Annotated in this window: 18 protein-coding genes; 9 read left to right on the forward strand and 9 right to left on the reverse strand. The window is 68.5% G+C overall.

Translation table 11 applies throughout. The features are described 5' to 3' along the window. The first annotated feature begins 10 nt into the window (after nt 1-10). Together AC5W7N_RS16430 and AC5W7N_RS16435 are read left to right on the forward strand one after the other, a co-directional pair. Nucleotides 11-169, forward strand: coding sequence for a hypothetical protein (locus tag AC5W7N_RS16430; RefSeq protein ID WP_014352710.1), 159 nt, complete (start codon nt 11-13; stop codon nt 167-169). Then, nucleotides 166-612: a hypothetical protein gene (locus AC5W7N_RS16435; protein WP_163809161.1), complete on the forward strand. Its 447-nt coding sequence runs from the start codon at nt 166-168 to the stop codon at nt 610-612. The genes AC5W7N_RS16430 and AC5W7N_RS16435 overlap by 4 nt, the downstream gene beginning before the upstream one ends. A 38-nt stretch (nt 613-650) precedes the next feature. Here AC5W7N_RS16435 and AC5W7N_RS16440 read toward each other — a convergent pair whose 3' ends face one another. The 5 genes from AC5W7N_RS16440 to AC5W7N_RS16460 form a co-directional block, all read right to left on the reverse strand. Beyond that, the gene (locus AC5W7N_RS16440; protein ID WP_495921849.1) at nt 651-1103 is read right to left on the reverse strand and encodes a DUF4231 domain-containing protein; all 453 of its coding nucleotides are present in this window, start codon (nt 1101-1103) and stop codon (nt 651-653) included. Beyond that, a complete protein-coding gene (locus AC5W7N_RS16445; protein WP_495921850.1) occupies nt 1100-2044 on the reverse strand; it encodes a PfkB family carbohydrate kinase in 945 nt (314 codons plus the stop codon). Before AC5W7N_RS16445 ends, AC5W7N_RS16440 begins: the two co-directional genes overlap by 4 nt. After that, the gene (locus tag AC5W7N_RS16450; RefSeq protein WP_495921851.1) at nt 2020-3285 is read right to left on the reverse strand and encodes a TIR domain-containing protein; all 1266 of its coding nucleotides are present in this window, start codon (nt 3283-3285) and stop codon (nt 2020-2022) included. Before AC5W7N_RS16450 ends, AC5W7N_RS16445 begins: the two co-directional genes overlap by 25 nt. 96 nt (nt 3286-3381) lie before the next feature. Further along, entirely contained in the window at nt 3382-5082 is a 1701-nt protein-coding gene (locus AC5W7N_RS16455; protein ID WP_495921852.1) for a PH domain-containing protein, read from the reverse strand. After that, nucleotides 5079-5576, reverse strand: coding sequence for a PH domain-containing protein (locus AC5W7N_RS16460; RefSeq protein WP_194990333.1), 498 nt, complete (start codon nt 5574-5576; stop codon nt 5079-5081). The genes AC5W7N_RS16455 and AC5W7N_RS16460 overlap by 4 nt, the downstream gene beginning before the upstream one ends. Before the next feature lie 99 nt (nt 5577-5675). Between AC5W7N_RS16460 and AC5W7N_RS16465 the strand changes: the two genes are divergently transcribed. The 5 genes from AC5W7N_RS16465 to AC5W7N_RS16485 all read left to right on the forward strand — a co-directional run bounded on the left by AC5W7N_RS16465 (nt 5676) and on the right by AC5W7N_RS16485 (nt 12544). Beyond that, on the forward strand, nt 5676-8261 hold the full coding sequence (locus AC5W7N_RS16465; protein WP_194990334.1) for a bifunctional FO biosynthesis protein CofGH: 2586 nt from the start codon (nt 5676-5678) through the stop codon (nt 8259-8261). A 109-nt stretch (nt 8262-8370) separates the two neighbouring features. After that, the gene (gene fdxA / locus AC5W7N_RS16470; RefSeq protein ID WP_014352705.1) at nt 8371-8694 is read left to right on the forward strand and encodes a ferredoxin; all 324 of its coding nucleotides are present in this window, start codon (nt 8371-8373) and stop codon (nt 8692-8694) included. A 35-nt stretch (nt 8695-8729) separates the two neighbouring features. Next, the gene (gene dapC, locus AC5W7N_RS16475) at nt 8730-9827 is read left to right on the forward strand and encodes a succinyldiaminopimelate transaminase (RefSeq protein WP_194990335.1); all 1098 of its coding nucleotides are present in this window, start codon (nt 8730-8732) and stop codon (nt 9825-9827) included. Nucleotides 9828-9956: 129 nt separating this feature from the next. Continuing rightward, complete coding sequence (pruA, locus tag AC5W7N_RS16480; protein ID WP_195006775.1) at nt 9957-11597, forward strand: L-glutamate gamma-semialdehyde dehydrogenase; 1641 nt, start codon at nt 9957-9959, stop codon at nt 11595-11597. Then, on the forward strand, nt 11594-12544 hold the full coding sequence (locus tag AC5W7N_RS16485) for a proline dehydrogenase family protein (protein ID WP_194990728.1): 951 nt from the start codon (nt 11594-11596) through the stop codon (nt 12542-12544). Before pruA ends, AC5W7N_RS16485 begins: the two co-directional genes overlap by 4 nt. Before the next feature lie 21 nt (nt 12545-12565). Here AC5W7N_RS16485 and AC5W7N_RS16490 read toward each other — a convergent pair whose 3' ends face one another. After that, nucleotides 12566-13426: an oxygenase MpaB family protein gene (locus AC5W7N_RS16490; protein ID WP_163809187.1), complete on the reverse strand. Its 861-nt coding sequence runs from the start codon at nt 13424-13426 to the stop codon at nt 12566-12568. Nucleotides 13427-13557: 131 nt separating this feature from the next. Between AC5W7N_RS16490 and AC5W7N_RS16495 the strand changes: the two genes are divergently transcribed. Beyond that, nucleotides 13558-14184, forward strand: coding sequence for a TetR/AcrR family transcriptional regulator (locus AC5W7N_RS16495; RefSeq protein WP_194990729.1), 627 nt, complete (start codon nt 13558-13560; stop codon nt 14182-14184). Nucleotides 14185-14188: 4 nt separating this feature from the next. Here the strand turns inward: AC5W7N_RS16495 and AC5W7N_RS16500 are convergent, their stop codons facing one another. Next, nucleotides 14189-15040, reverse strand: a complete 852-nt coding sequence (locus AC5W7N_RS16500) for an oxygenase MpaB family protein (RefSeq protein WP_194990730.1) — start codon at nt 15038-15040, stop codon at nt 14189-14191. Between the two features lie 300 nt (nt 15041-15340). Here AC5W7N_RS16500 and AC5W7N_RS16505 point away from each other — a divergent pair, with 300 nt between their 5' ends. Beyond that, nucleotides 15341-16786, forward strand: a complete 1446-nt coding sequence (locus tag AC5W7N_RS16505; protein WP_194990731.1) for an acyl-CoA synthetase — start codon at nt 15341-15343, stop codon at nt 16784-16786. A 138-nt stretch (nt 16787-16924) separates the two neighbouring features. On the opposite strand, the gene AC5W7N_RS16510 is transcribed toward AC5W7N_RS16505, so the two are convergent. Then, on the reverse strand, nt 16925-18142 hold the full coding sequence (locus AC5W7N_RS16510; protein WP_495921853.1) for a DUF7373 family lipoprotein: 1218 nt from the start codon (nt 18140-18142) through the stop codon (nt 16925-16927). Beyond that, nucleotides 18118-19578, reverse strand: a complete 1461-nt coding sequence (locus tag AC5W7N_RS16515) for a serine/threonine-protein kinase (protein ID WP_194990733.1) — start codon at nt 19576-19578, stop codon at nt 18118-18120. The genes AC5W7N_RS16510 and AC5W7N_RS16515 overlap by 25 nt, the downstream gene beginning before the upstream one ends. Between the last annotated feature and the right edge of the window lie 177 nt (nt 19579-19755).

The raw sequence follows: 19755 nt of genomic DNA on the forward strand, positions 1-19755 counted from the left end.
ACTCGATCGCATGTACAACTGGGAGCTCCAGAACGCCATCGTGGCATTCGTGGAAAGCCTGCGCCCCGGCGCGCAACAGCAGCACGAGCTCTACATGTCGGTGCTGTACGCGTTCGCCGATATGCAGAGCCATCTGCTGACGCTGCTCGGCTACCCGCCGGTCGCGTGACGGCCGCCGTGGACGACCAGGCGGGCAAGCCGGCCCCGTCGCGGTCCCGCCTGCGCCTGCCCCGGCCCGTGTACGCCGCCCTCGGCGCGCTGATCATGCTCGCGCTGGTCGTCGACGCGGTGATCACGCTGATTCTGGAGGTGCTCTATCTGCCGCTGTATCTGGGCAGCGTCGCCTTCCCGATCGCGGCTCCCATCGCCGGTGTGGTGAACGTACTGCTGGTGCTCGGCGCCCGCACCGTCTCCCCGCGCCCGATCGTCATGCTCATCCCCATCGTCGCGTGGACGCTGTCGTTCCTCGCCGCCGCGAGCTCCGGCCCGGGAGGTGACGTCCCCCTCGGCAGCGACGCCCGCACCCTCCTGCTGATGCTGTTCGGCCTGGCCCCACCCCTGATCTATGTCTATCTACAGACGAATCGACCCCGAACGTCACCGTCGAGGTGACGACCGCGCACAGTCGGTACCCGACCCGGGCTCCAGAATCAGAGGCTCTCGGGAATCGTCACCGGCGGGCCGCCCGAGCTACCAGCCTGCCGCTCGAGTTCAGCAGCCCATGTGGTGTTGGTGTCGGATACGAGACTCTCCACCCGCGCCGCGAGGACTGCCCGAGCGTCGGGACCCGCATATGGTCCAGTACTCGCGAGGTAGAGGAACTTCTCGTGTTTCAGTGCTTCGGCAGTGGACCGATACAGCATCCAGTTGGTGTGCCACTGGAACAGCTGCTGCGCGCCCTCGGCGACGACGACGGTCACCGCGACCGCCGCGGTGACCGTCGCCGGGGCCGATAGCGCCGCGAGGACCGGCACGGTCGAGCCCACGACGATCTGGCCGAACTTCACCCGACGGTAGGCGCGCTGAGCCTGCGAGCTCCTCGTGCTGTACCAGCTGATCTGATCGGTCAGCCTTGCCCATACCGGATCGTCGGCTGCGCTCATGGTTCCCCGACCCGGACATTGCCGGCGTTCAGCCATTCGGCCAGCTCCGCGCGCCCGGGAATGCCGTCGTTGCCGAAAACCGCGCACTTGCGCCCTGCCGACCACGCCGCAATCCGCAATGTCCACTCGATATCCGCGCCCGCGCCGACCGCCCATGCGAATGCGCCATGGAAAGTGTCGCCCGCGCCGCAGGTATCGACAGGATCGACCGCCAGCGCGTCGTATTCGGCGGTGCCCCTGCCATCCAGGTACACACCGCCCGCCGCCCCGCGAGTCGATACCAGCGCTTTCGGCTGGAAATCAGCGAACGCCTTGGCCATACTGCTCTGGAGATCGAGGTCGGGATGCCTGCGCGTGAAGAACTTCTCGGGCGAGACGATGTAGTCCACGTCGGCGAGGAATTCCTCGCTGGACTCTTTGTACCCGCCGGTGTCGATCACAGTGGGAATGCCGAGCGCGCGGCACGTTGAAATCGCGGACTTGCTCAGAACCGGATCGGTGCAGTCCAGCAGGACGACATCGGCGCCGACGAACAGGTCGGGTAATGAGGCCAGCATGGCCGCATCGGCCCGCGGCTGCGCGGTCCAAATGGTCGTCCGGCTACCGGTGTCCGCGGCCAGGATTACGCTTGAATGCTGACTGGGCTGCTCGGTTTCGTGAAAGGTGGTATCAATCGGCTCCTCCGCCAATTGTTGCCGCAATACTTCAGCGTGCACGCCCACACCACACATGGCACTGAGCTGGACGTTGCCCATGCCGAGGCGTGCAGCCGCGATGGCGCCCCGCCCGGCCGGTCCGCCGATGACTACCGAGTGTCGTCGCACCGGATTCTCGGTGTCTTCGAGTGGATGACTGTCCAGCACGTAGAGGTAATCGATGGTGGCCATGCCGGCGACCACTATTCGGGGGGACGCTTTCAGTTGAAGCTGCTGAGAATCCATTCACTACCTTCTTCCGCCGATGTCGGGGTCCGGAAATCCCGTATTGCTGCTGCCTCGGCGATCGATCGTGTGGTCACGATCGCCGCGGTTGTGTTGCGGCGCAATAGAGTTGCGGGCACACCCGCTGTTTCCGGGTGATGTGTCATCTGATGCAGGATTCTGGCCTTGCTCATGTCCAGTGCCAGCACCATCAGCCCGGGACATTCCAGCGCCGCCGCGAGTCCGATCGTCAATACGGATCTGGAGGGTTGGTTGGGATCGATGTACCTACGCCCGTGTTCGGTCAGTTCGACGATGCGGCACCCGTCACCGACGATGTGCTCGGGGTCGGTGTACATCCCGACCTCGTACCCGAGTACTTCACCGGCCGGCGATATCGAGAGGGCGTGGACAGCCGGTGGCCACACCCGAATCACCCGCTGCGCCTGGACCAGCGGATCGCGGTCGGTGATCTGCCCGGACAGTAGATGCAGCTGCTCCGGGCGCGGCCCGAGCCCACGTTCGGTGAGTGGTTCGATCAACGTCTCCAGTACATGCCTGGTACGCGAGGTGTGATGGCGTTCGAAGACACCGAATGTCTCCGTGTCGGTGATGATTTTCGCCTCGCCGAAGGGATCCGGTGCATACTGCTGTGCCGTCCGGTGCATTGCGCGGAAGAGCTGTGTGGCGGTTCGGCCGGTTGGCAGGACCAGGCTTCGGTCCGGTGAATCCTGTGCGATCCGGAAGTAGACGTGTGCTGCGGCTTCAGCAGCCAGCCGATCGTTGTCGAAGGCAATCGTGGTCGCAGGCCATGGGCTGACAGTCTCGTTCTCGTGGGGGGTGGCTCCCCGTTTCGGTTCGAGGGCACGGCCTTCCACCGACGGACGTTTGAGGTCGCCGACGAGGGCGTCGAGGGTGCTGTCACGTTGATCGAGCCAGTCGACCCACTGGGTCGGGGCCAAGTAGTACCCGAGTCGTTCGGGCTGCACCTTCTCCAACCGGACCCAGTAGATCGGGATCTTGGCCTTGTCGGCCAGATGGATCTCCCGCTTGACGTGAACACTGGAATCGGCGGAGGCGCAGAACAACAGAACAAGTGCGGTGGACTCTCGGATTGCGTGTGAAATAGCCTCATCCCAGCTCGAACCGGGCGGAACATCGCGCGGCGCGTACCAGGTGGAGATGTCGTGGCGGGCAAAGTAGTTCGCCATATGTTCGACGACAGCGCGCTTGCTGCTGTGATAGCTGATGAAAACAGCCACTGCCCCTCCGGTGTGCTGTGTCGACCCTCACATCGTATCGGGGACTCAGGTGGGTCGGCTACTCCGCACGGTAGCGCGATTATGTTGAGTCTCGGGCTATTTCGTTCCCAGCCGGCCCGGTGTCACCGTCTCGATGAGAGCCCATGCCTGATCGAGCGGTAGGTCGATGACGTGGTAGCGCTTTTTGCCTGCGGCGGTGGCGGCGGTGACGGTGGCCAGGCCGGCGCGGCGTTGCCAGAACGTCTGGCGGACGGTCCAGCCGATGATGCCGGGCGCTTCCAGGCAGTCGCGGTCGCGGTCGAGGGAACCGGAGCGGGTGATCAGCCAGGTGGGGGCGGTCGCGGTGGCGGGGAGGACGGCGTGTCCGAGGCCGCGGTAGCGATCCTCGGCCAGTGCCGCGGTGAGCGGGATCAGGGCGGCCGGAAGCAGCCACCACCACGGGGAGATCGATGCACCGGTCAGAGCGGAGAGCAGCAGCACGGCGGCGACCACGGGGACCGGCCACATGGCGTGGGTGTAGCGGCGGCGCCGCGCGGCCGGGCCGTGCGGGGTGAGCTCCACCCGCGCGGGTGCCGCGGCCGCGACGATCGCGGGAGCGCTCATCCCGGCGGCGCGGGCGTGGGAGGTCCCGGCCGGATACTTCGCCGCATGCGGGCTCAGCAGGTGCGCGAGAGTGTGGTCGACGGCGGCACGCGGCGCCTGCGGCAGGATCTTCTGACGCGGGTTCTGCCCGGTCATGATGGCCTCGAGCGCGGCACCGCCGGCCAGGCGCAGCAGCAGCGGCTCGTTGACGGTGGCACCGCGGAACCGCGCGAGATCGAGGGTGACCTGCCTGGTGGTGAACAGGCCGTAACGCAGATGCAGGGTGGTGCCGTTATCGGTGACCCGTAGGCCGAAATAGGTCGCGAGGTAGTGCGCGCAGGCGGCCAGGCTCGTCACCAGGACGACCGCGATCAGCAGTCCGAGTCCGAACAGGATCAGCAGCAGCGTGCCGCGACCCTCGACCGAATGCACCGCGTCCGAGCGGAACACCACTTCGCCGAGGCCGTACTGGAACCCGACGCCGACGATCGGCGCGACGATGGCGAAACCGGTCAGCGACAGCGGCGCGTAGCGCACCCAGGCCGCGCGCCAGTGCCCGATCTCGCGGCCACGATCCACCCGGGCGGCGTCGGTGGTGAGCCCGGTGGCGTCGAGTTCGGCCTGCGGCGGTGGACCTTCGGGCCGGTCGGCGTCGACGTGTGGATCCCTGGTGTGCGCGAGCAGTTCGGTGCGCAGCGCGGGCACCACGTCCGCGTCCAGGGCGTCGAGCTGGAATTTCTCCCCGGATTCGGCGTGCCGGCCGGTGCCGATGGCCAGTACCGCGAGCCCGAGGATCCGGTGCAGCAGGTCGGCCTCGATGTCCACCGACCGGATCCGGGAACGCGGCACCGCCAGTTTCTTGCGCTGGAGTAAGCCGGTGCGCAGTTCGACGTGGGTCGGCCCGACCCGGTAGGTGGTGGTGAACCAGCGGGTGAGCGCGTAGCCGACGATAGCGACGAACGGGATGACGCTCCACCCGTGATTGCCGCTGCTGGTGCCGAGGATCAGCGTGCCGAGCAGCACCGGGATGAACCGGACGACTTCGTCGACCGGATGCACCAGCAGCATCCGCTTGTCCAGCCGCAGCCAGGGCAGTTCGGCCTGCGGCCTCGAGAGCTCGGCCTGCGGCCCAGATAGCTCGGCCTGCGGCTCCGGTCGCTCGGCCTGCGGCCCCGACTGGCCGGCGCCGGGCCCACCGCCGGGTGCTGCGCTCATGTCGCGTCTCCGCGGTGCAGCGCCGCGATCTCGGTCAGCCGGGTCACCGTCTGCTCGGCCACCGGCTGTTCCAGCCCGCTGATCTCCACCGCGCCCGCCGAGGACGCCGTGGTGACGGTGACCGTCGCCAGCCCCAGCAGACGCTCCAGTGGCCCGCGTTCGGTGTCGACGGTCTGGATGCGCGAGATCGGCGCGACCCGGCTCTCCTGGGTCAGCCAGCCGACCCGCGTGTACACCGCCTGATCGGTGACTTCCCAGCGATGCACCCGGTAGCGCCACCACGGCACCACGGCGATGCTGATCGCCGCGATCACGAGGACGAGCACGGTGGCCGTGCCCTGCAGCGAACGATGAGCCGAGTCGAAGGCCGCCCAGACCAGCAGCGCCACCAGCGGGATGAGCCAGGCCAGCACCGATTGCAGGGTCCAGAGCAGTTTCGCTTGGGGACTCGGACGCCAGGCCGGCTCGGCCATGATCGTGCGCGGCTGCGACATGATTGCCATCGTGGCACGCCGTGGCTGGAATAGCCCGCGAGGCCGGGGAGTTGTCAACGCTCACAAGCCTGGAGGGAGACAGTTCCGGATGTGTGGCGCATGATCGAGGGCGTGATCGACCTACCCGAGCCGACCGTTCCGTCCCCACCGCCGAGCTCATCGGCCATGCGCCGGGCCCTGCGCCGGGCCCGCGACGGGGTGACCCTGAATGTCGACGAGGCCACGGTCTTGCTGCACGCCACCGGCGACGACCTCGCCGATCTGTGCCGCAGCGCGGCCAGGGTGCGTGATGCAGGCCTGGAATCGGCGGGCAGGCCCCGGACGATCACCTATTCGCGCAATGTCTTCATCCCGCTCACCCACCTGTGCCGGGACAAATGCCACTACTGCACCTTCGTCACCGTGCCCGGCAAGCTGCGCGCCGAGGGCCGGGGGATGTTCCTGGAGCCGGATGAGGTGCTCGACATCGCGCGGCGCGGGGCGGAGCTGGGCTGCAAGGAGGCGCTGTTCACCCTCGGTGATCGGCCGGAGGACCGCTGGCCGGAGGCCGCCCAGTGGCTCGATGAACGCGGCTACGACTCCACCCTCGACTATCTGCGCGCGGTCTCGATCCTGGTGCTGGAGGAGACCGGTCTGCTACCGCACCTGAACCCAGGGGTCATGAGCTGGGAGGAGATCTCGCGGCTCAAGCCGGTGGCCCAGTCCATGGGCATGATGCTGGAGACCACCGCGACCAGGTTGTTCACCGAGAAGGGCAACTGCCATTACGGCAGCCCGGACAAGGATCCGGCGGTGCGGCTGCGCGCCATCACCGACGCGGGCAGGCTCTCGGTGCCCTACACCACCGGCATTCTGGTCGGCATCGGTGAGACGATGGCCGAGCGGGCCGAGTCGATCATGGCGATCCGCAAGCAGCACAAGGCATTCGGGCATATCCAGGAAGTCATCGTGCAGAACTTCCGCGCCAAGGACGACACCGCCATGCGCGACGCCCCCGACGCGAACATCGACGAATTCCTGGCCGCCATCGCGGTGACCAGGCTGCTGCTCGGCCCCGATGTCCCCGTGCAGGCCCCGCCGAACCTGGTCTCGCAGGCCGAGTGCACCGCGCTGCTCGGCGCGGGTATCGACGACTGGGGCGGGGTTTCGCCGGTGACACCCGATCACGTCAACCCCGAACGCCCCTGGCCCAACCTCGACACCCTCGCCGAACTCACCGCCGCCGCCGGATTCGAGCTGGTCGAACGCACCTCCGCGCATCCGAAGTACGTGCTCGCGGGCAACCCGTGGGTGGATCCGCGCATCGGGGCGCACGTGGCCGCGCTGACCGATCCGGAAACCGGCCTGGCCAGGCCGGACACCATTCCGGTCGGACTGCCCTGGCAGGAACCCGACGAATCCTGGGAGTCGGCCGGGCGCGTCGACCTCAACACCGCCATCGACACCGACGGCCGCAATACCGATACCCGCAGCGATCTGGGCAGCGCCTTCGGCGATTGGGACACCGTGCGCGAACAGGCCCGCGACCTGGCCGCGACCCCAGAACGCCTCGACGCCGACGTGCTCGACGCGCTGCGCGCCGCCGAACGCGATCCGGCCGGCCTGTCCGACGCGCAGTACCTGGCGCTGGCCACCGCCGACGGCGCCGACCTGGAAGCGGTCGCCGCACTCGCGGACGGCCTGCGCCGCGAGGTCTGCGGCGACGAGGTCACCTACGTGGTGAACCGCAATATCAACTTCACCAATATCTGCTACACCGGCTGCCGGTTCTGCGCGTTCGCCCAGCGCAAGGGCGACGCCGACGCGTTCACCCTGAGCACCGACGAGGTCGCCGACCGGGCCTGGGAGGCGCATGTCGACGGCGCCACCGAGGTGTGTATGCAGGGCGGCATCGATCCGGATCTGCCGGTCACCGGGTACGCGGACCTGGTGCGGGCGGTGAAGGCGCGGGTGCCGTCGATGCATGTGCACGCCTTCTCGCCGATGGAGATCGTCAACGGCGCCTCGCGCGGCGGGCAGAGCGTGCGCGACTGGCTGGTGGCGCTGCAGGAAGCCGGGCTCGACACTATTCCGGGAACCGCCGCGGAAATCCTCGACGACGAGGTGCGCTGGGTGCTCACCAAGGGCAAACTGCCCGCCTCGGCCTGGATCGACGTCATCACCACCGCGCACGAGGTCGGGATCCGGTCGAGTTCGACGATGATGTACGGCCACGTCGACAACCCGAAGCATTGGGTCGGGCACCTGCGGGTGCTGCGCGATATCCAGGATCGCACCGGCGGTTTCACCGAGTTCGTGCCGCTGCCGTTCGTGCATCAGAGTGCCCCGCTGTATCTGGCGGGCGCGGCGCGGCCGGGGCCGACCAACCGGGACAATCGGGCGGTGCACGCGCTGGCCAGGATCATGCTGCACGGGCGCATCGACAACATCCAGACCAGCTGGGTGAAACTGGGCACCACCGGCACCAGGGTGATGCTGGAGAGCGGGGCCAACGATCTCGGTGGCACGCTGATGGAGGAGACCATCTCCCGCATGGCCGGCTCGCAACACGGGTCGGCCAAGACCGTGGCCGAACTCACCGAGATCGCCGCGGGCATCGGCCGTCCGGTCCGCGAACGCACCACCACCTATGGTGTTCCGGCGGGTCGTGGGCCCGTGGCGGGACTCGAACTATCCATCCACTGAGCCACCGCTCGAAGTTAGGGCAGGCTGACCGAGGGTAACGTGTGAGGCGCCAGGGATACTTGTGCCGGGCGCAGTACCCCCGAGGTGAGGACAGACTAGGAGAACGGCAGTGCCGTACATCATCGCTGAACCGTGCGTTGACGTGAAGGACAAGGCGTGCATCGAGGAATGCCCCGTGGATTGCATCTACGAGGGCGCTCGCATGCTGTACATCCAACCCGACGAGTGCGTGGACTGTGGTGCGTGTGAGCCGGTTTGCCCCGTCGAGGCGATCTTCTACGAAGACGACACCCCGGATCAGTGGAGCGGCTACATCAACGCCAACGTGGACTTCTTCGACGAGCTGGGTTCGCCCGGCGGCGCGACCAAGGTGGGCAAGGTCGATTACGACCCGCCGTTCATCAAGGAACTGCCGCCCATGGCTGCTGAGTGAGCGCTGGGTTGTCGAGTACCGGTCACGCGGCCCGGGTGCGGGTCAGTTCGCTGCTTCCCGATTTCCCGTGGGACACCATCGCGGGCGCCAAGGCGAAAGCCGCCGCGCATCCGGGTGGGATCGTCGACCTCTCGGTCGGTACGCCGGTCGATCCGGTCGATCCGCTGATCCGCGCGGCGCTGAATTCGGTCGCCGAGGTTCCCGGCTATCCGACCACGCACGGCACCCCCGCGCTGCGTGCGGCCGCGGTGGCGGCGTTGCGGCGGCGGTACGGGATCAGTGGGATCGATCCGGCGGCCGTACTTCCGGTGATCGGCACCAAAGAGCTGATCGCCGGACTGCCGCGGCTGCTCGGCCTCGGCGTCGACGACCTGGTGGTGATCCCCGAGGTCGCCTACCCGACCTATGAGGTCGGCGCCCTGCTGGCCGGTACTCGGATCGCCCGCGCGGATGGGCTGACCCAGCTCGGCCCGCAGTCACCCGCGCTGATCTACCTCAACTCGCCGTCGAACCCGACCGGCAAGGTGCTCGGGGTCGAGCATCTGCGCAAGGTCGTCGCGTTCGCCCGCGAACGCGGGGCCATCGTCGCCTCCGACGAGTGCTACCTGGGTTTGAGCTGGGAAGGTCGGGCCGTGTCGGTGCTCGATCCCGAGGTCTGCGACGGCGACCACACCGGTCTGCTCGCGGTGCACTCGCTGTCGAAGACGTCGAACCTGGCCAGTTACCGTGCGGGTTTCGTGACCGGCGACGCCGCACTCATCGCCGAACTGCTCGAGGTGCGCAAGCACTCCGGGATGATGGTGCCGTTCCCGATCCAGGCCGCGATGACGGCCGCGCTCGGCGACGACACCCACGAGAACCAGCAGCGTGAGCGGTACCGCGCCCGCCGCGACACGCTGCGCACCGCACTGCTGGCCGCGGGGTTCCGCATCGACCATTCCGAGGCGGGCCTGTACCTGTGGTCCAGCCGTGACGAACCCTGCCGCGACACCCTCGACTGGCTGGCCGAACGCGGCATCCTCGCCGCCCCCGGCGATTTCTACGGTCCGGCCGGCGCCGAGCATGTGCGCATCGCGCTGACCGCCACCGACGAGCGGATCGCCGAAGCGGCCACCCGGCTCGCCGCGGGCTGAGGGCCGGGCCCGGCCGCATCGCCGCGCGCCTGCCGCACCCGTCCCTGCTCCCTGCACTACCGGCAAACTGCTTCGGTGCAGGTGGGCGTGGTTTCTGCGCCACGCGCCACACCGGAGTTAGCCTGGGTTATGGACGCTGTCACGGTTGTCCCTGCCCCTGCGAACGAGCCGGTGCACAGCTACGCACCGGGCAGTCCCGAGCGGGAGCGGCTGGCGAGCAAGCTGGCCGCCATCTCCGCCGAGAGAGTCGAGATACCGCTGGTGATCGGCGGTAAACACCGGCCGGGCGTCGGCGCGAGGCACGAGATCGTCGCCCCGCACCGGCACCGCCAGGTCCTGGGCACCTACACCGATACCACCCATTCCGAAGCGAGCGGCGCCATCGATGCCGCCATCGCCGCCGCACCCGGCTGGCGCGCGCTGCCGTTCGACGAACGCGCGGCGGTGCTGCTGCGCGCGGCCGATCTGCTGTCCGGGCCGTGGCGGGAAACCATCGCCGCCGCCACCATGCTCGGCCAGTCGAAATCGGTGCAGCAGGCCGAGATCGACGCCCCGTGCGAGCTGATCGATTTCTGGCGGTTCAACGTCGCCTTCGCCCGCGAGATCCTCGAACAGCAACCCCGATCCAGCGCGGGTGTGTGGAACCGGATGGACTACCGGCCGCTCGAGGGTTTCGTCTACGCCATCACCCCCTTCAACTTCACCGCCATCGCGGGCAATCTGCCCACCGCGCCGGCGCTCATGGGCAATACCGTGGTGTGGAAGCCGTCGCCCACCCAGACGCTGGCCGCGTATTACACGATGCGGTTGCTGGAAGCGGCGGGTCTGCCGCCCGGGGTGATCAATATGGTCACCGGCGACGGCGTCGATCTGTCGGAGGTGGCGCTGGCCGACCCGCGGCTGGCCGGCATCCACTTCACCGGCTCCACCACGACCTTCCAGTTCCTGTGGCGTCAGGTCGGCGCGAATATCGGCAAGTACCACGGCTATCCGCGGTTGGTGGGGGAGACCGGCGGTAAGGATTTCATCGTCGCGCATGCCTCGGCCGATCCCGCGGCCCTGACCACCGCGCTCGTCCGCGGGGCCTACGAATATCAGGGCCAGAAGTGTTCGGCGGCCTCCCGCGCCTATCTGCCCCGTTCCCTGTGGCGGCAGATGGGCGACGACTTCCTGGATCTGACCCGGAACCTCGCCTACGGTGACGTCGCCGATCTGTCCAATTTCGGTGGCGCGCTGATCGATCGGCGCGCCTACGACAAGAGCGTGGCCGCCATCGAACGCGCCCGCTCGGCCGGGCTGAGCATCCCGGTCGGCGGCGGCTACGACGATAGTGAGGGCTGGTTCGTCCGGCCGACGGTGCTGCTGGCCGACGATCCGCGCGATGAGGCCTTCACCACAGAGTATTTCGGCCCGATCCTGTCGGTGCACGTCTACGACGACGGCGAGCCCGGCGCCTATTCGTCGATACTGTCGGAGGTGGAGTCGGCGGCGCCCTACGCGCTGACCGGCGCGGTGTTCGCCCAGGACCGGCATGCCATCGAGCAGGCGTCGGCGGCGTTGCGGTTCGCGGCGGGCAACTTCTACGTCAACGACAAGCCCACCGGCGCGGTCGTCGGGCAGCAGCCCTTCGGCGGGGCGCGCGCCTCCGGCACCGACGACAAGGCCGGCTCGCCGCTGAACCTGCTGCGCTGGGTCGCGCCGCGAGTGATCAAGGAGACCTTCGTCCCACCCGACGATCACCGGTACCCGCATATGGGACAGCAGGCGTGAATCCGCTACGGCCCGCCATCCTCGCCGCTGCCGGGTCGCCGCGGCTGAAACGGCTGGTCACCGGCACGCCGGTGACCGCGGACATCGTGCGGCGATTCGTGGCGGGGGAGACCAGGGCCGAGCTGATCCCGGTGGCCAGGCAGCTGCTCGCGAGCGGGCGCGCGGTGAGCGTGGACTATCTCGGCGAGAACACCACCGACCGCGCGCAGGCCGACGCGGCGGTCGCGGAGTATCTGTCGCTGCTCAACGACCTGTCCGCACTGGATGTTTCGCTCGGTCCCACGGGTGCGGCGCCGCTCGAGGTATCGGTGAAACTGTCGGCGCTGGGGCAGGCGCTGCCCGATGACGGACCCGCCATCGCCACCGAGAACCTGCGGACGTTGTGCACCAAAGCGGTGCAGTCGGGCATCTGGGTCACCGTCGACGCCGAGGACCACACCACCACCGATGCCACCCTGGCGACCGTGTCCGAACTGCGCGAGGAGTTCCCGTGGCTCGGCACGGTATTGCAGGCCTATCTGCGCCGCACCGAGGCCGACTGCCGGGATTTCGCCGGCCCCGGTTCGCGGATCCGGTTGTGCAAGGGTGCCTATCGAGAACCGGAAGAGGTGGCCTATCAGCACCGCGACGAGGTCGACGCCTCCTATCGGCGCTGCCTCGATGCGCTCATGCGCGGCGAGGGCTATCCGATGGTCGCCTCGCACGATCCGGAGATGATCGCCGCCGCCGACTGGCTGCTGGCCGACACCGGGCGCGGTGCGGGCGATGTCGAATATCAGATGCTCTACGGCATCCGCGAGGACGAACAGGCCAGGATCGCCGCCGCCGGGAACACCATGCGGGTGTACGTGCCCTACGGCGACCAGTGGTATGGCTATCTCATGCGCAGGCTGGCCGAGCGGCCGGCCAACCTCGGCTTCTTCCTGCGTGCCCTGGCCGGACGCTGACCGGCCGGCGACACGGCCCGCTCACACCAGCGGCAGGCCCTTGCGCATGCGGCGGCGTAGATCCCAGAGATAGAAGTTCAACGGGAACATCCTGGCGGGCTCGGGCAGCCGGGTGACGATCGCGCCGATGAGCCGCATCAGCCGATCGAAACGCCGCTGGTCCCGCGCCGACCAGCGCATGCCCATCTCCCGGCGCAGATGCCACGGCAGCACACCGGTGACCACGAAACGCTGGAACCGCGCGAACAGCACCTGCACCACCCGCGGCATCATCTTCAGGTCGATCAGATCGTTGAAATAGTCGCGCACCACCGGGTCGATCGCGGTGGCGGCCAGGTTGGTCTCCCAGTATTCGGCGAAGGCCGCGCGATCGGCGGGCCACATCTCCGGACGCATCTGGAGGGTGGCGCCCAGGCGCACGCTGTGCTGATAGAAGGCGTCCGCGGCGTCCTCGTCGATGCCGCCGCGCAGTTTGTCGAGCATGTCGGCGAAGCCCCAGTACAGGCAGGCCGCCACCCACAGTTGCAGGTTCGGGTCGAAGGCGTTGTACTTCACCGGGCTCGACGGCTTGGACCGGATGCTGCGGTGCGAGCCGTTGACGGCCTCGCGGTAGGCGGCGCGTTCGGCCTCGCTGCCCATCATCGCGACCGCGAGGTAGGTGAGCGTGGTGCGCAGGCGCTTGAGCGGATGCACCATCACCTTGCCGCTGTCGACATCGCTTTCCAGCACGCCGTAGGCGACCGGGCGCAGGCCCAGCTGCATGATGACGTTGGCGGTGCCGCCGAGGAAGGCGGAGACGCCGTCGATGTAGTCCTCGACGACGAAGTCCGCCGGTGGCGCCGGGACGGGTCCGCCGGTGGTGGCGGGCGCGACAGCGGTCATCGTTGACCTCACTTCCGATGAGAAGGTTACGCGGAAACCTTCTCACTCGCTCACCTTATGTGTCAATCGACGATGAAACTGTGCAATGCTTGGTCAGTCATTGTTTCGCCAACTCTCGCGGAGGTGCCGATATGGCGGCGCTGGCCGATCTGCTGCCGCTGGTGCGTACCCAGCGCAAGGATCAGGATCAAACCGTGCTGTCCGCGGCCCTGCTGGCGTTCCTGGACTTCGGCATCAAACGCACCAGCATGGGTGAGGTGGCGCGGCGCGGCGGACTGTCGCTGGCGACGCTGTACCGGCGGTTCGCGGGCAAGACCGACCTCATCCAAGCCGTCGGGTTACAGCAGACGCGCGAATTCATCGACGGCGTCGACGCCGCGGTGCAGCGCCAGATCGAGCGCGCCGCCGGCGCCGAGGATCAGATCGTCGAGCTGTTCGTGGCCTTTCTCGCCGGCCTGCGCAGCAACAAGCTGCTGGATCGGCTGTTGCAGACCGAACCCGAGATCGTGTTGCCGTACCTGACGGTGAAGGGTGCGCCGGTGATCGAACTCGGCCGCGATTACGTCGCGGAGTTCATCACCCGATTGCAGCGTGAAGGCAAACTGCCCGACTACGACCCGCTACCGCTGGCGGAGATGATCGCCAGAACCGCGCTGTCGCTGGCGCTCACTCCGCAGACGGTGATCCCGCTCGATGACGATGCGGCGGCGCGGGAATTCGCCCGCGACCACGTGGTGGTGTCGTTCCGAATTCCCTGAACGCTCAGACCAGCGGCCTCCCCAGGCGGCGGCGCAGCCGCATATCGGCCAGAAAAGCGTTGACCGGGAACGTCTTCACCGCCACCGGAAGCCGGGCTTCGATCGCGCCGACCCCGCGCAGGAAACGGCCGAGCCTGCGCTCATCCTGCTCGCTCCAGCACATGCCCATCTGTTCGCGCAGATGCGGCGGCAGCAGCCCGGCGGTGACGAAGCGGTGGAAGCGCAGCACCGCGGGCAACCGCATCGGCCGCGGGAACATCTTCAGGTCGACGATGGCGTTCAACATCGCACGCACCGGCGGATCGATGGAGGTGGCGGCCAGGTTCTCGGTCCAGTACCGCTCGAAGGCGGCGCGATCGGGCGGCCACAGGTGTTCCGGCATCTGGAGGGTGGTGCCGAACCGGGCGGCGTGGCGGTAGAAGGCGTCGGCGGCGGCGTCGTCCATCGGGCCGTGCAGACGGTCGTGCAGATCGCGCCCGCCCCAGTACAGGCAGGCTGCCACCCACAGTTGCAGGCGCGGATCGAAGGCGTTGTACTGCACGGGACTGGACTTGGTCGAGCGCACCGGGCGATGTGAGCCGTTGACGGCCGCGCGGTAGGCGGCGCGTTCGTCCTCGCTACCCAGCATCGCCACGGCCAGATAGGTGAGCGTGGTGCGCGTTCGCTTGACCGGATGAAGCAGGATCTTGCCGCTGTCCACCGGGCTCTCCAGCACGCCGTAGCCGACGCTCGGGTGGCTCAGCTGCATGATGACGTTGGCGGCGGCGCCGAAGAGCGCGGCGGAACCGTCGATATGGCGGCGGATATCGAATTCGCCGGTGCGCGAGTCGATGCTCGCGCGCGAAGTGCTGGTCATCGTGGACCCCGTCTCGCCGTTGAGAAGGTTGTACAACTACTTTCTCACCGCGTCATCGGGGGTGTCAACGGTGCCCGGCCCATCGCGGGATCGGGTTGGCAACGCTTCGCCGCCCGCTGTGGTGACGCTCCCCCGGCTTCTGCCGCCCGCCGCGCACGCGGGCGTCGCTCCCGATGCCTTGCTGGGCGAGCTGCCTGCTCCGGACCCGTGGGTTCGGGCGGCCCTCCCGGTGCATCGATGGTGACGCCGAGGTGCCTCCTCCGGAGGCGTCGCTCGGACCGGGCGCGGTAGCGTGAGCGGATGCCCTACGGTCCGCCGCTGCTGCTCCGCTCCCTGGACCCGCTCGCCGTCGCCGCGGGCGCGGATATCCCGGACGCCGTCACCATCGACGGCGTCACCCTCTCGCGCAGCGATCTGCTCGGCGCCGCGACGTCGGTGGCCGAGCGCATCGCCCGCGCCGACCGGGTGGCGGTGCTGGCCCGGCCCACCGCGACCACCGTGCTGGCCGTGGTCGGCTGCCTGATCGCAGGCGTGACGGTCGTGCCGGTGCCACCGGATGCCGGCGCCGCCGAATCCGCCCATATCCTGGCCGATTCCGGTGCGCAGGCCTGGCTCGGCGAAGCGCCGGAGGGTACCCACCTTCCGGTGGTCCCGGTCCGGTTGCATGCCAGGTCGTGGCACACCTATCCCGAACCCGACCCGGCGGCAACGGCTTTCGTGCTCTACACCTCCGGCACCACCGGCCTGCCCAAGGGCGTGATGCTCAGTCGCGGCGCCATCGCCGCGGGTCTGGACGCCCTCGCCGAAGCCTGGTCGTGGACCGCCGACGACGTTCTGGTGCACGGACTTCCGCTGTTCCACGTGCACGGGCTCATCCTCGGTGTGCTCGGCGCGCTCCGGGTCGGCAGCCCGCTCGTCCACACCGGCAAGCCGACGCCGGAGGCCTACGCCGCCGCTCGCGGCACCCTGTACTTCGGGGTGCCGACGGTGTGGTCCCGCATCGCGGAAAACCCGGACGCGGCGAAGCAATTGGCCGACGCGCGGCTGCTGGTCTCCGGCAGCGCACCGCTGCCCGTGCCGGTCTTCGAACGCCTCGCCGAACTCACCGGCCACGCGCCCGTCGAGCGCTACGGCATGAGCGAAACCATGATCACCCTGTCCACCCGCGCCGACGGCGAACGCCGCCCCGGCTGGGTCGGCCTGCCCGTGCGCGGTGTGGAAACCCGGCTGCGCGACGAATCCGGCGCCCCCGTCCCACACGACGGTGAAAGCATCGGCGGACTCCAGGTCCGCGGGCCGATGCTGTTCGACGGTTACCTCAACCGGCCGGACGCGACCAGCGAAACCTGGACCGACGGCTGGTTCGACACCGGCGATGTCGCGGTCATCGACCCAGCGGGGTTCCACCGCATCGTCGGTCGAAAGTCGGTGGACCTTATCAAAACCGGTGGTTTCCGGGTCGGCGCCGGAGAAATCGAGGCGACGTTGCTCGGGCACCCAGCGGTCGCTGAAGCAGCAGTGATCGGCGTTGCCGATTCCGACTTGGGGCAGCGAATCGTTTCGTACGTCGTCGCGCGGGCCGGGATCAGCCGACCGGACGAAACGGAACTGATCGACTTCGTGGCACGTGAGCTGTCGAATCACAAGCGTCCTCGTGAGATTCACGTGGTCGAATCCTTGCCTCGTAATGCGATGGGGAAGGTTCAGAAGAAGCTGCTGTTGCCGGAGACAGACGCAAGCGACTGACTATGATCGGACCGGTCAGTGGTCCCCGCGCAGGCGGGGTTGATCCTCAGCCTTCTTCGGTCCATCAGTCAGAGGTCGCGTGCTCCCCGCGTACGCGGGGATTGACCGCCGATGAGGTCGATCGCTCGACGACGAGGCCTACTGGGTGTTCGCCAGCAGGGCGTATTGGGCGGCGGCCTGTTGGCGGACGTCGGTGGGGTCGTCGCCGGTGACGAAGGCGGCGTAGCGGCGGTAGGTGAGATAGCAGCGGGCCACGGCAGGTTTGCCGGTGGTGGCGGGGCGTTCGACGCAGCGGGTGCCTGGGACGTCGGCGGGTGGGTCGATGGGGGAGGTGTTCGCGCTCTGGTTCTCCGACCAGGCGGTGCCGAAGGTGGTGGCGGCCGCGTTGTCGCGGAAGCGGAAGACCGTGGTGGTGCCGGACTGGGCTACCGCGTCGACGCCGCCGGCATCCCAGGCCGCGCGCAGTTCCGGGGCGTCGGCCGGTTGGAAATGGATGACGGCGCGCCCGCTCCAGGCCGCGTAATCGCGGGAGGCGATGGGCACGCGTTGATCGCGGGGGCCGGGGGTCAGCGCGCGGCGCAGCATGCCGTCGGGGTCGCGGGGGAGGTCGGCGAATTCGCCGGGCGGGGTCGGCTCGAACTCGTCCAGCAGTGGCAGTTGGGTGTCGAAGACCTCACGGAGGCGGGTGGTCATCGCGTCCAGGTCCGGCGTCGGATGCTGGAGGAAGACGCTGATGACGATCTCGTCGTGCGCCATCAACGCGCTCACGGTTTTGATACCCGGACGCCAATGGGCATGGGCCTGTGCGTATCCGGGGACCGTGACCGGCCGATTATCGGGGCTCACCGCGAAGTCGGTGCTCTCCAGTTCACGCGCCGCGGTGCTCGCCCGCACGGCGTCGGGGAAACGCATGAGCACCACCCGGGTGACGGTGGCGTCGGTTTCGGTGGGGCGGACCTCAGTGGGGAACGGCTCATCAGCCTCGGCGATATCGAAGGCCACCAGGAAGCCGTGCCGCTCCAGCGTCGGCAGATTGACATTGGAGATGGCCGAGGCGTCGGCGGCCTTCTTGGGGCTGTCGATCACATCGGTGCCCCAGTTGTGCACGAGCTCTTCGTCCATCTCATGCGGCACCGCGATGGCGCCCGCCATCCGCAGACCCTCCAGGATCGGGCCGTCGGAGGGCAACCGCACCCCGTCCACGCCGAGCGGTTCGATCGGGTAAGCGCCGACGTCGAGGGTGCGTACGTCGACCTCGGCGGCCACCGGAGTACCGGCGACCGTGGAGCACGCCGTGATCGTCGCGAGCGCGCCGGCCGCGGCGAGCCGGATCAGAACGGTGCGGTACGAACCCATTCGTCGATCACCTCCTGGTGCGTGCGGTCTTTCCAGAAGACCTGAAAGGTGATGCCCGCGCGCGGCCCCTCCGCGAACTGGACCAGCACCCACGGACCCGTCGACCCAGTGAACTGTCGCACGATCAGCGGCTGCCCATAGCGCGAACGCAGTCGCTCGGTGGCGCCTGCGGGCAGGGTAGCGATATAGGAATCGACGGTGGCGGAGTCGTCGTGGGTGAGCACTTGCAATTCGAGCTTGTTGGCATCGAGGCAGTTGAAACCGTAGGTCCACACCGCATTCGGGTTCTTGGTGGCGAAACTGCATCGCAGCTCGCGGAATCCGGAGCTGTCCGGGCCGGAGGGCAGCAGGTCGGGGAACAGCGCGACGGTCTCGCGGCCCAGCGCCCAGGGGTCCGGCGGCGTGGTGGTGGGCGGCACGGTCGTTGGTGTCGCGGGCGGCCCGGCGAGGGTGGTCGTCGGCCCGGTTGCCACCTCGTCGCCGGACCGTGCCGCGACGACCGTCGCCGTCACGGCTGCGGTGACCGCCACCAGCGCCACCACCGCGACCGGCCACCGCCACCGACGGCGGCGCTGCGGCGGCGGCGGTACCGGCGCCGGCTCGGTGAACGCCCGCCGCGCAGCCTCCACCATTGCCACGCAACTACCGAAACGTTGCTGTGGTTCCTTGGCCAGCGCCCGGGCGAAAACGTCGTCGAGCGCGGGCGGAAGATCGGGCCGCACCGCGCTGATCCTCGGCACCGGCTGTACCAGATGCGCGCTGATCAACGCCGCCGCGCTTTCGGCCGGATACGGCGGCTGCCCGGCCAACAGGTGAAATAGCGTGCAGCCCAGGGAATACTGATCCGAGCGTGGGTCGAGTGGTTTGCCCTCCAGCTGCTCCGGCGAGGCGTAGCGCAGTGTGGCCAGCAGGGTGCCGGTCTGGGTCAGCGAGGTGGCCTCGTCGCGGGCCTTCGCGATGCCGAAATCGGTGAGCAGCACCCGTTCCTGGCTGTTCGGTTCGCTGCGGATCAGAATATTGGCGGGCTTCACATCCCGGTGCAGCATGCCCTGGCGATGCGCGTAATCGAGCGCGCCCGCCGTCGCGGCCGCCACAAACAGTGCCCGCAGCGGCGGCATCTGCCCGGCGCGCATGGCCGTCTCGGCGTCTGTGCCCTCGACGTACTGCATGCTGATCCACAGCTGCGATCCCTCGCGGCCACGATCGTGGATTGTCACGATATTCGGATGATCGAGCCGCCCGGCCAGTTCGGCCTCGCGCTCGAACCGCCCCCGGAACACCGGGTCCTCGGCGAACGAGGAATGCAGCAGCTTCAACGCCACCAGCCGGGGCAGCCGCGGATGCCGCGCCGCGTACACACTGCCCATCCCACCCACACCGAGCACCCGCTCGATCCGGTACCCGGCGAAGTCGGCACCGGGCCGGAGTGCGTGCATGGGGGCACGGTAACCGACCCGTTCAGGGTGTTCAATCGTTGCCGGGTGGGCGCGCGAAACATCCCGTCGCCCGTCAGCGGGCGCGGGCCGCGACACCGGGGCGCCCTCGGCAGAGCGCGCCATCGCGGGCGCTGCGGCGGCCGGATGCGGGAGGTCCGCGTGCCTGCTCGACTACCG

Source organism: Nocardia sp. CDC519 (genome assembly GCF_059509835.1).

Coding starts and splice junctions, on each gene's coding strand:
- AC5W7N_RS16430 (WP_014352710.1), top strand. CDS start 11: ATGTACAACTGGGAGCTCCAGAACGCCATCGTGGCATTCGTGGAAAGC.
- AC5W7N_RS16440 (WP_495921849.1), bottom strand. CDS start 1,103: ATGAGCGCAGCCGACGATCCGGTATGGGCAAGGCTGACCGATCAGATC.
- AC5W7N_RS16445 (WP_495921850.1), bottom strand. CDS start 2,044: ATGGATTCTCAGCAGCTTCAACTGAAAGCGTCCCCCCGAATAGTGGTC.
- AC5W7N_RS16455 (WP_495921852.1), bottom strand. CDS start 5,082: ATGAGCGCAGCACCCGGCGGTGGGCCCGGCGCCGGCCAGTCGGGGCCG.
- AC5W7N_RS16460 (WP_194990333.1), bottom strand. CDS start 5,576: ATGTCGCAGCCGCGCACGATCATGGCCGAGCCGGCCTGGCGTCCGAGT.
- AC5W7N_RS16465 (WP_194990334.1), top strand. CDS start 5,676: ATGATCGAGGGCGTGATCGACCTACCCGAGCCGACCGTTCCGTCCCCA.
- pruA (WP_195006775.1), top strand. CDS start 9,957: ATGGACGCTGTCACGGTTGTCCCTGCCCCTGCGAACGAGCCGGTGCAC.
- AC5W7N_RS16490 (WP_163809187.1), bottom strand. CDS start 13,426: ATGACCGCTGTCGCGCCCGCCACCACCGGCGGACCCGTCCCGGCGCCA.
- AC5W7N_RS16495 (WP_194990729.1), top strand. CDS start 13,558: ATGGCGGCGCTGGCCGATCTGCTGCCGCTGGTGCGTACCCAGCGCAAG.
- AC5W7N_RS16500 (WP_194990730.1), bottom strand. CDS start 15,040: ATGACCAGCACTTCGCGCGCGAGCATCGACTCGCGCACCGGCGAATTC.
- AC5W7N_RS16505 (WP_194990731.1), top strand. CDS start 15,341: ATGCCCTACGGTCCGCCGCTGCTGCTCCGCTCCCTGGACCCGCTCGCC.
- AC5W7N_RS16510 (WP_495921853.1), bottom strand. CDS start 18,142: ATGGGTTCGTACCGCACCGTTCTGATCCGGCTCGCCGCGGCCGGCGCG.
- AC5W7N_RS16515 (WP_194990733.1), bottom strand. CDS start 19,578: ATGCACGCACTCCGGCCCGGTGCCGACTTCGCCGGGTACCGGATCGAG.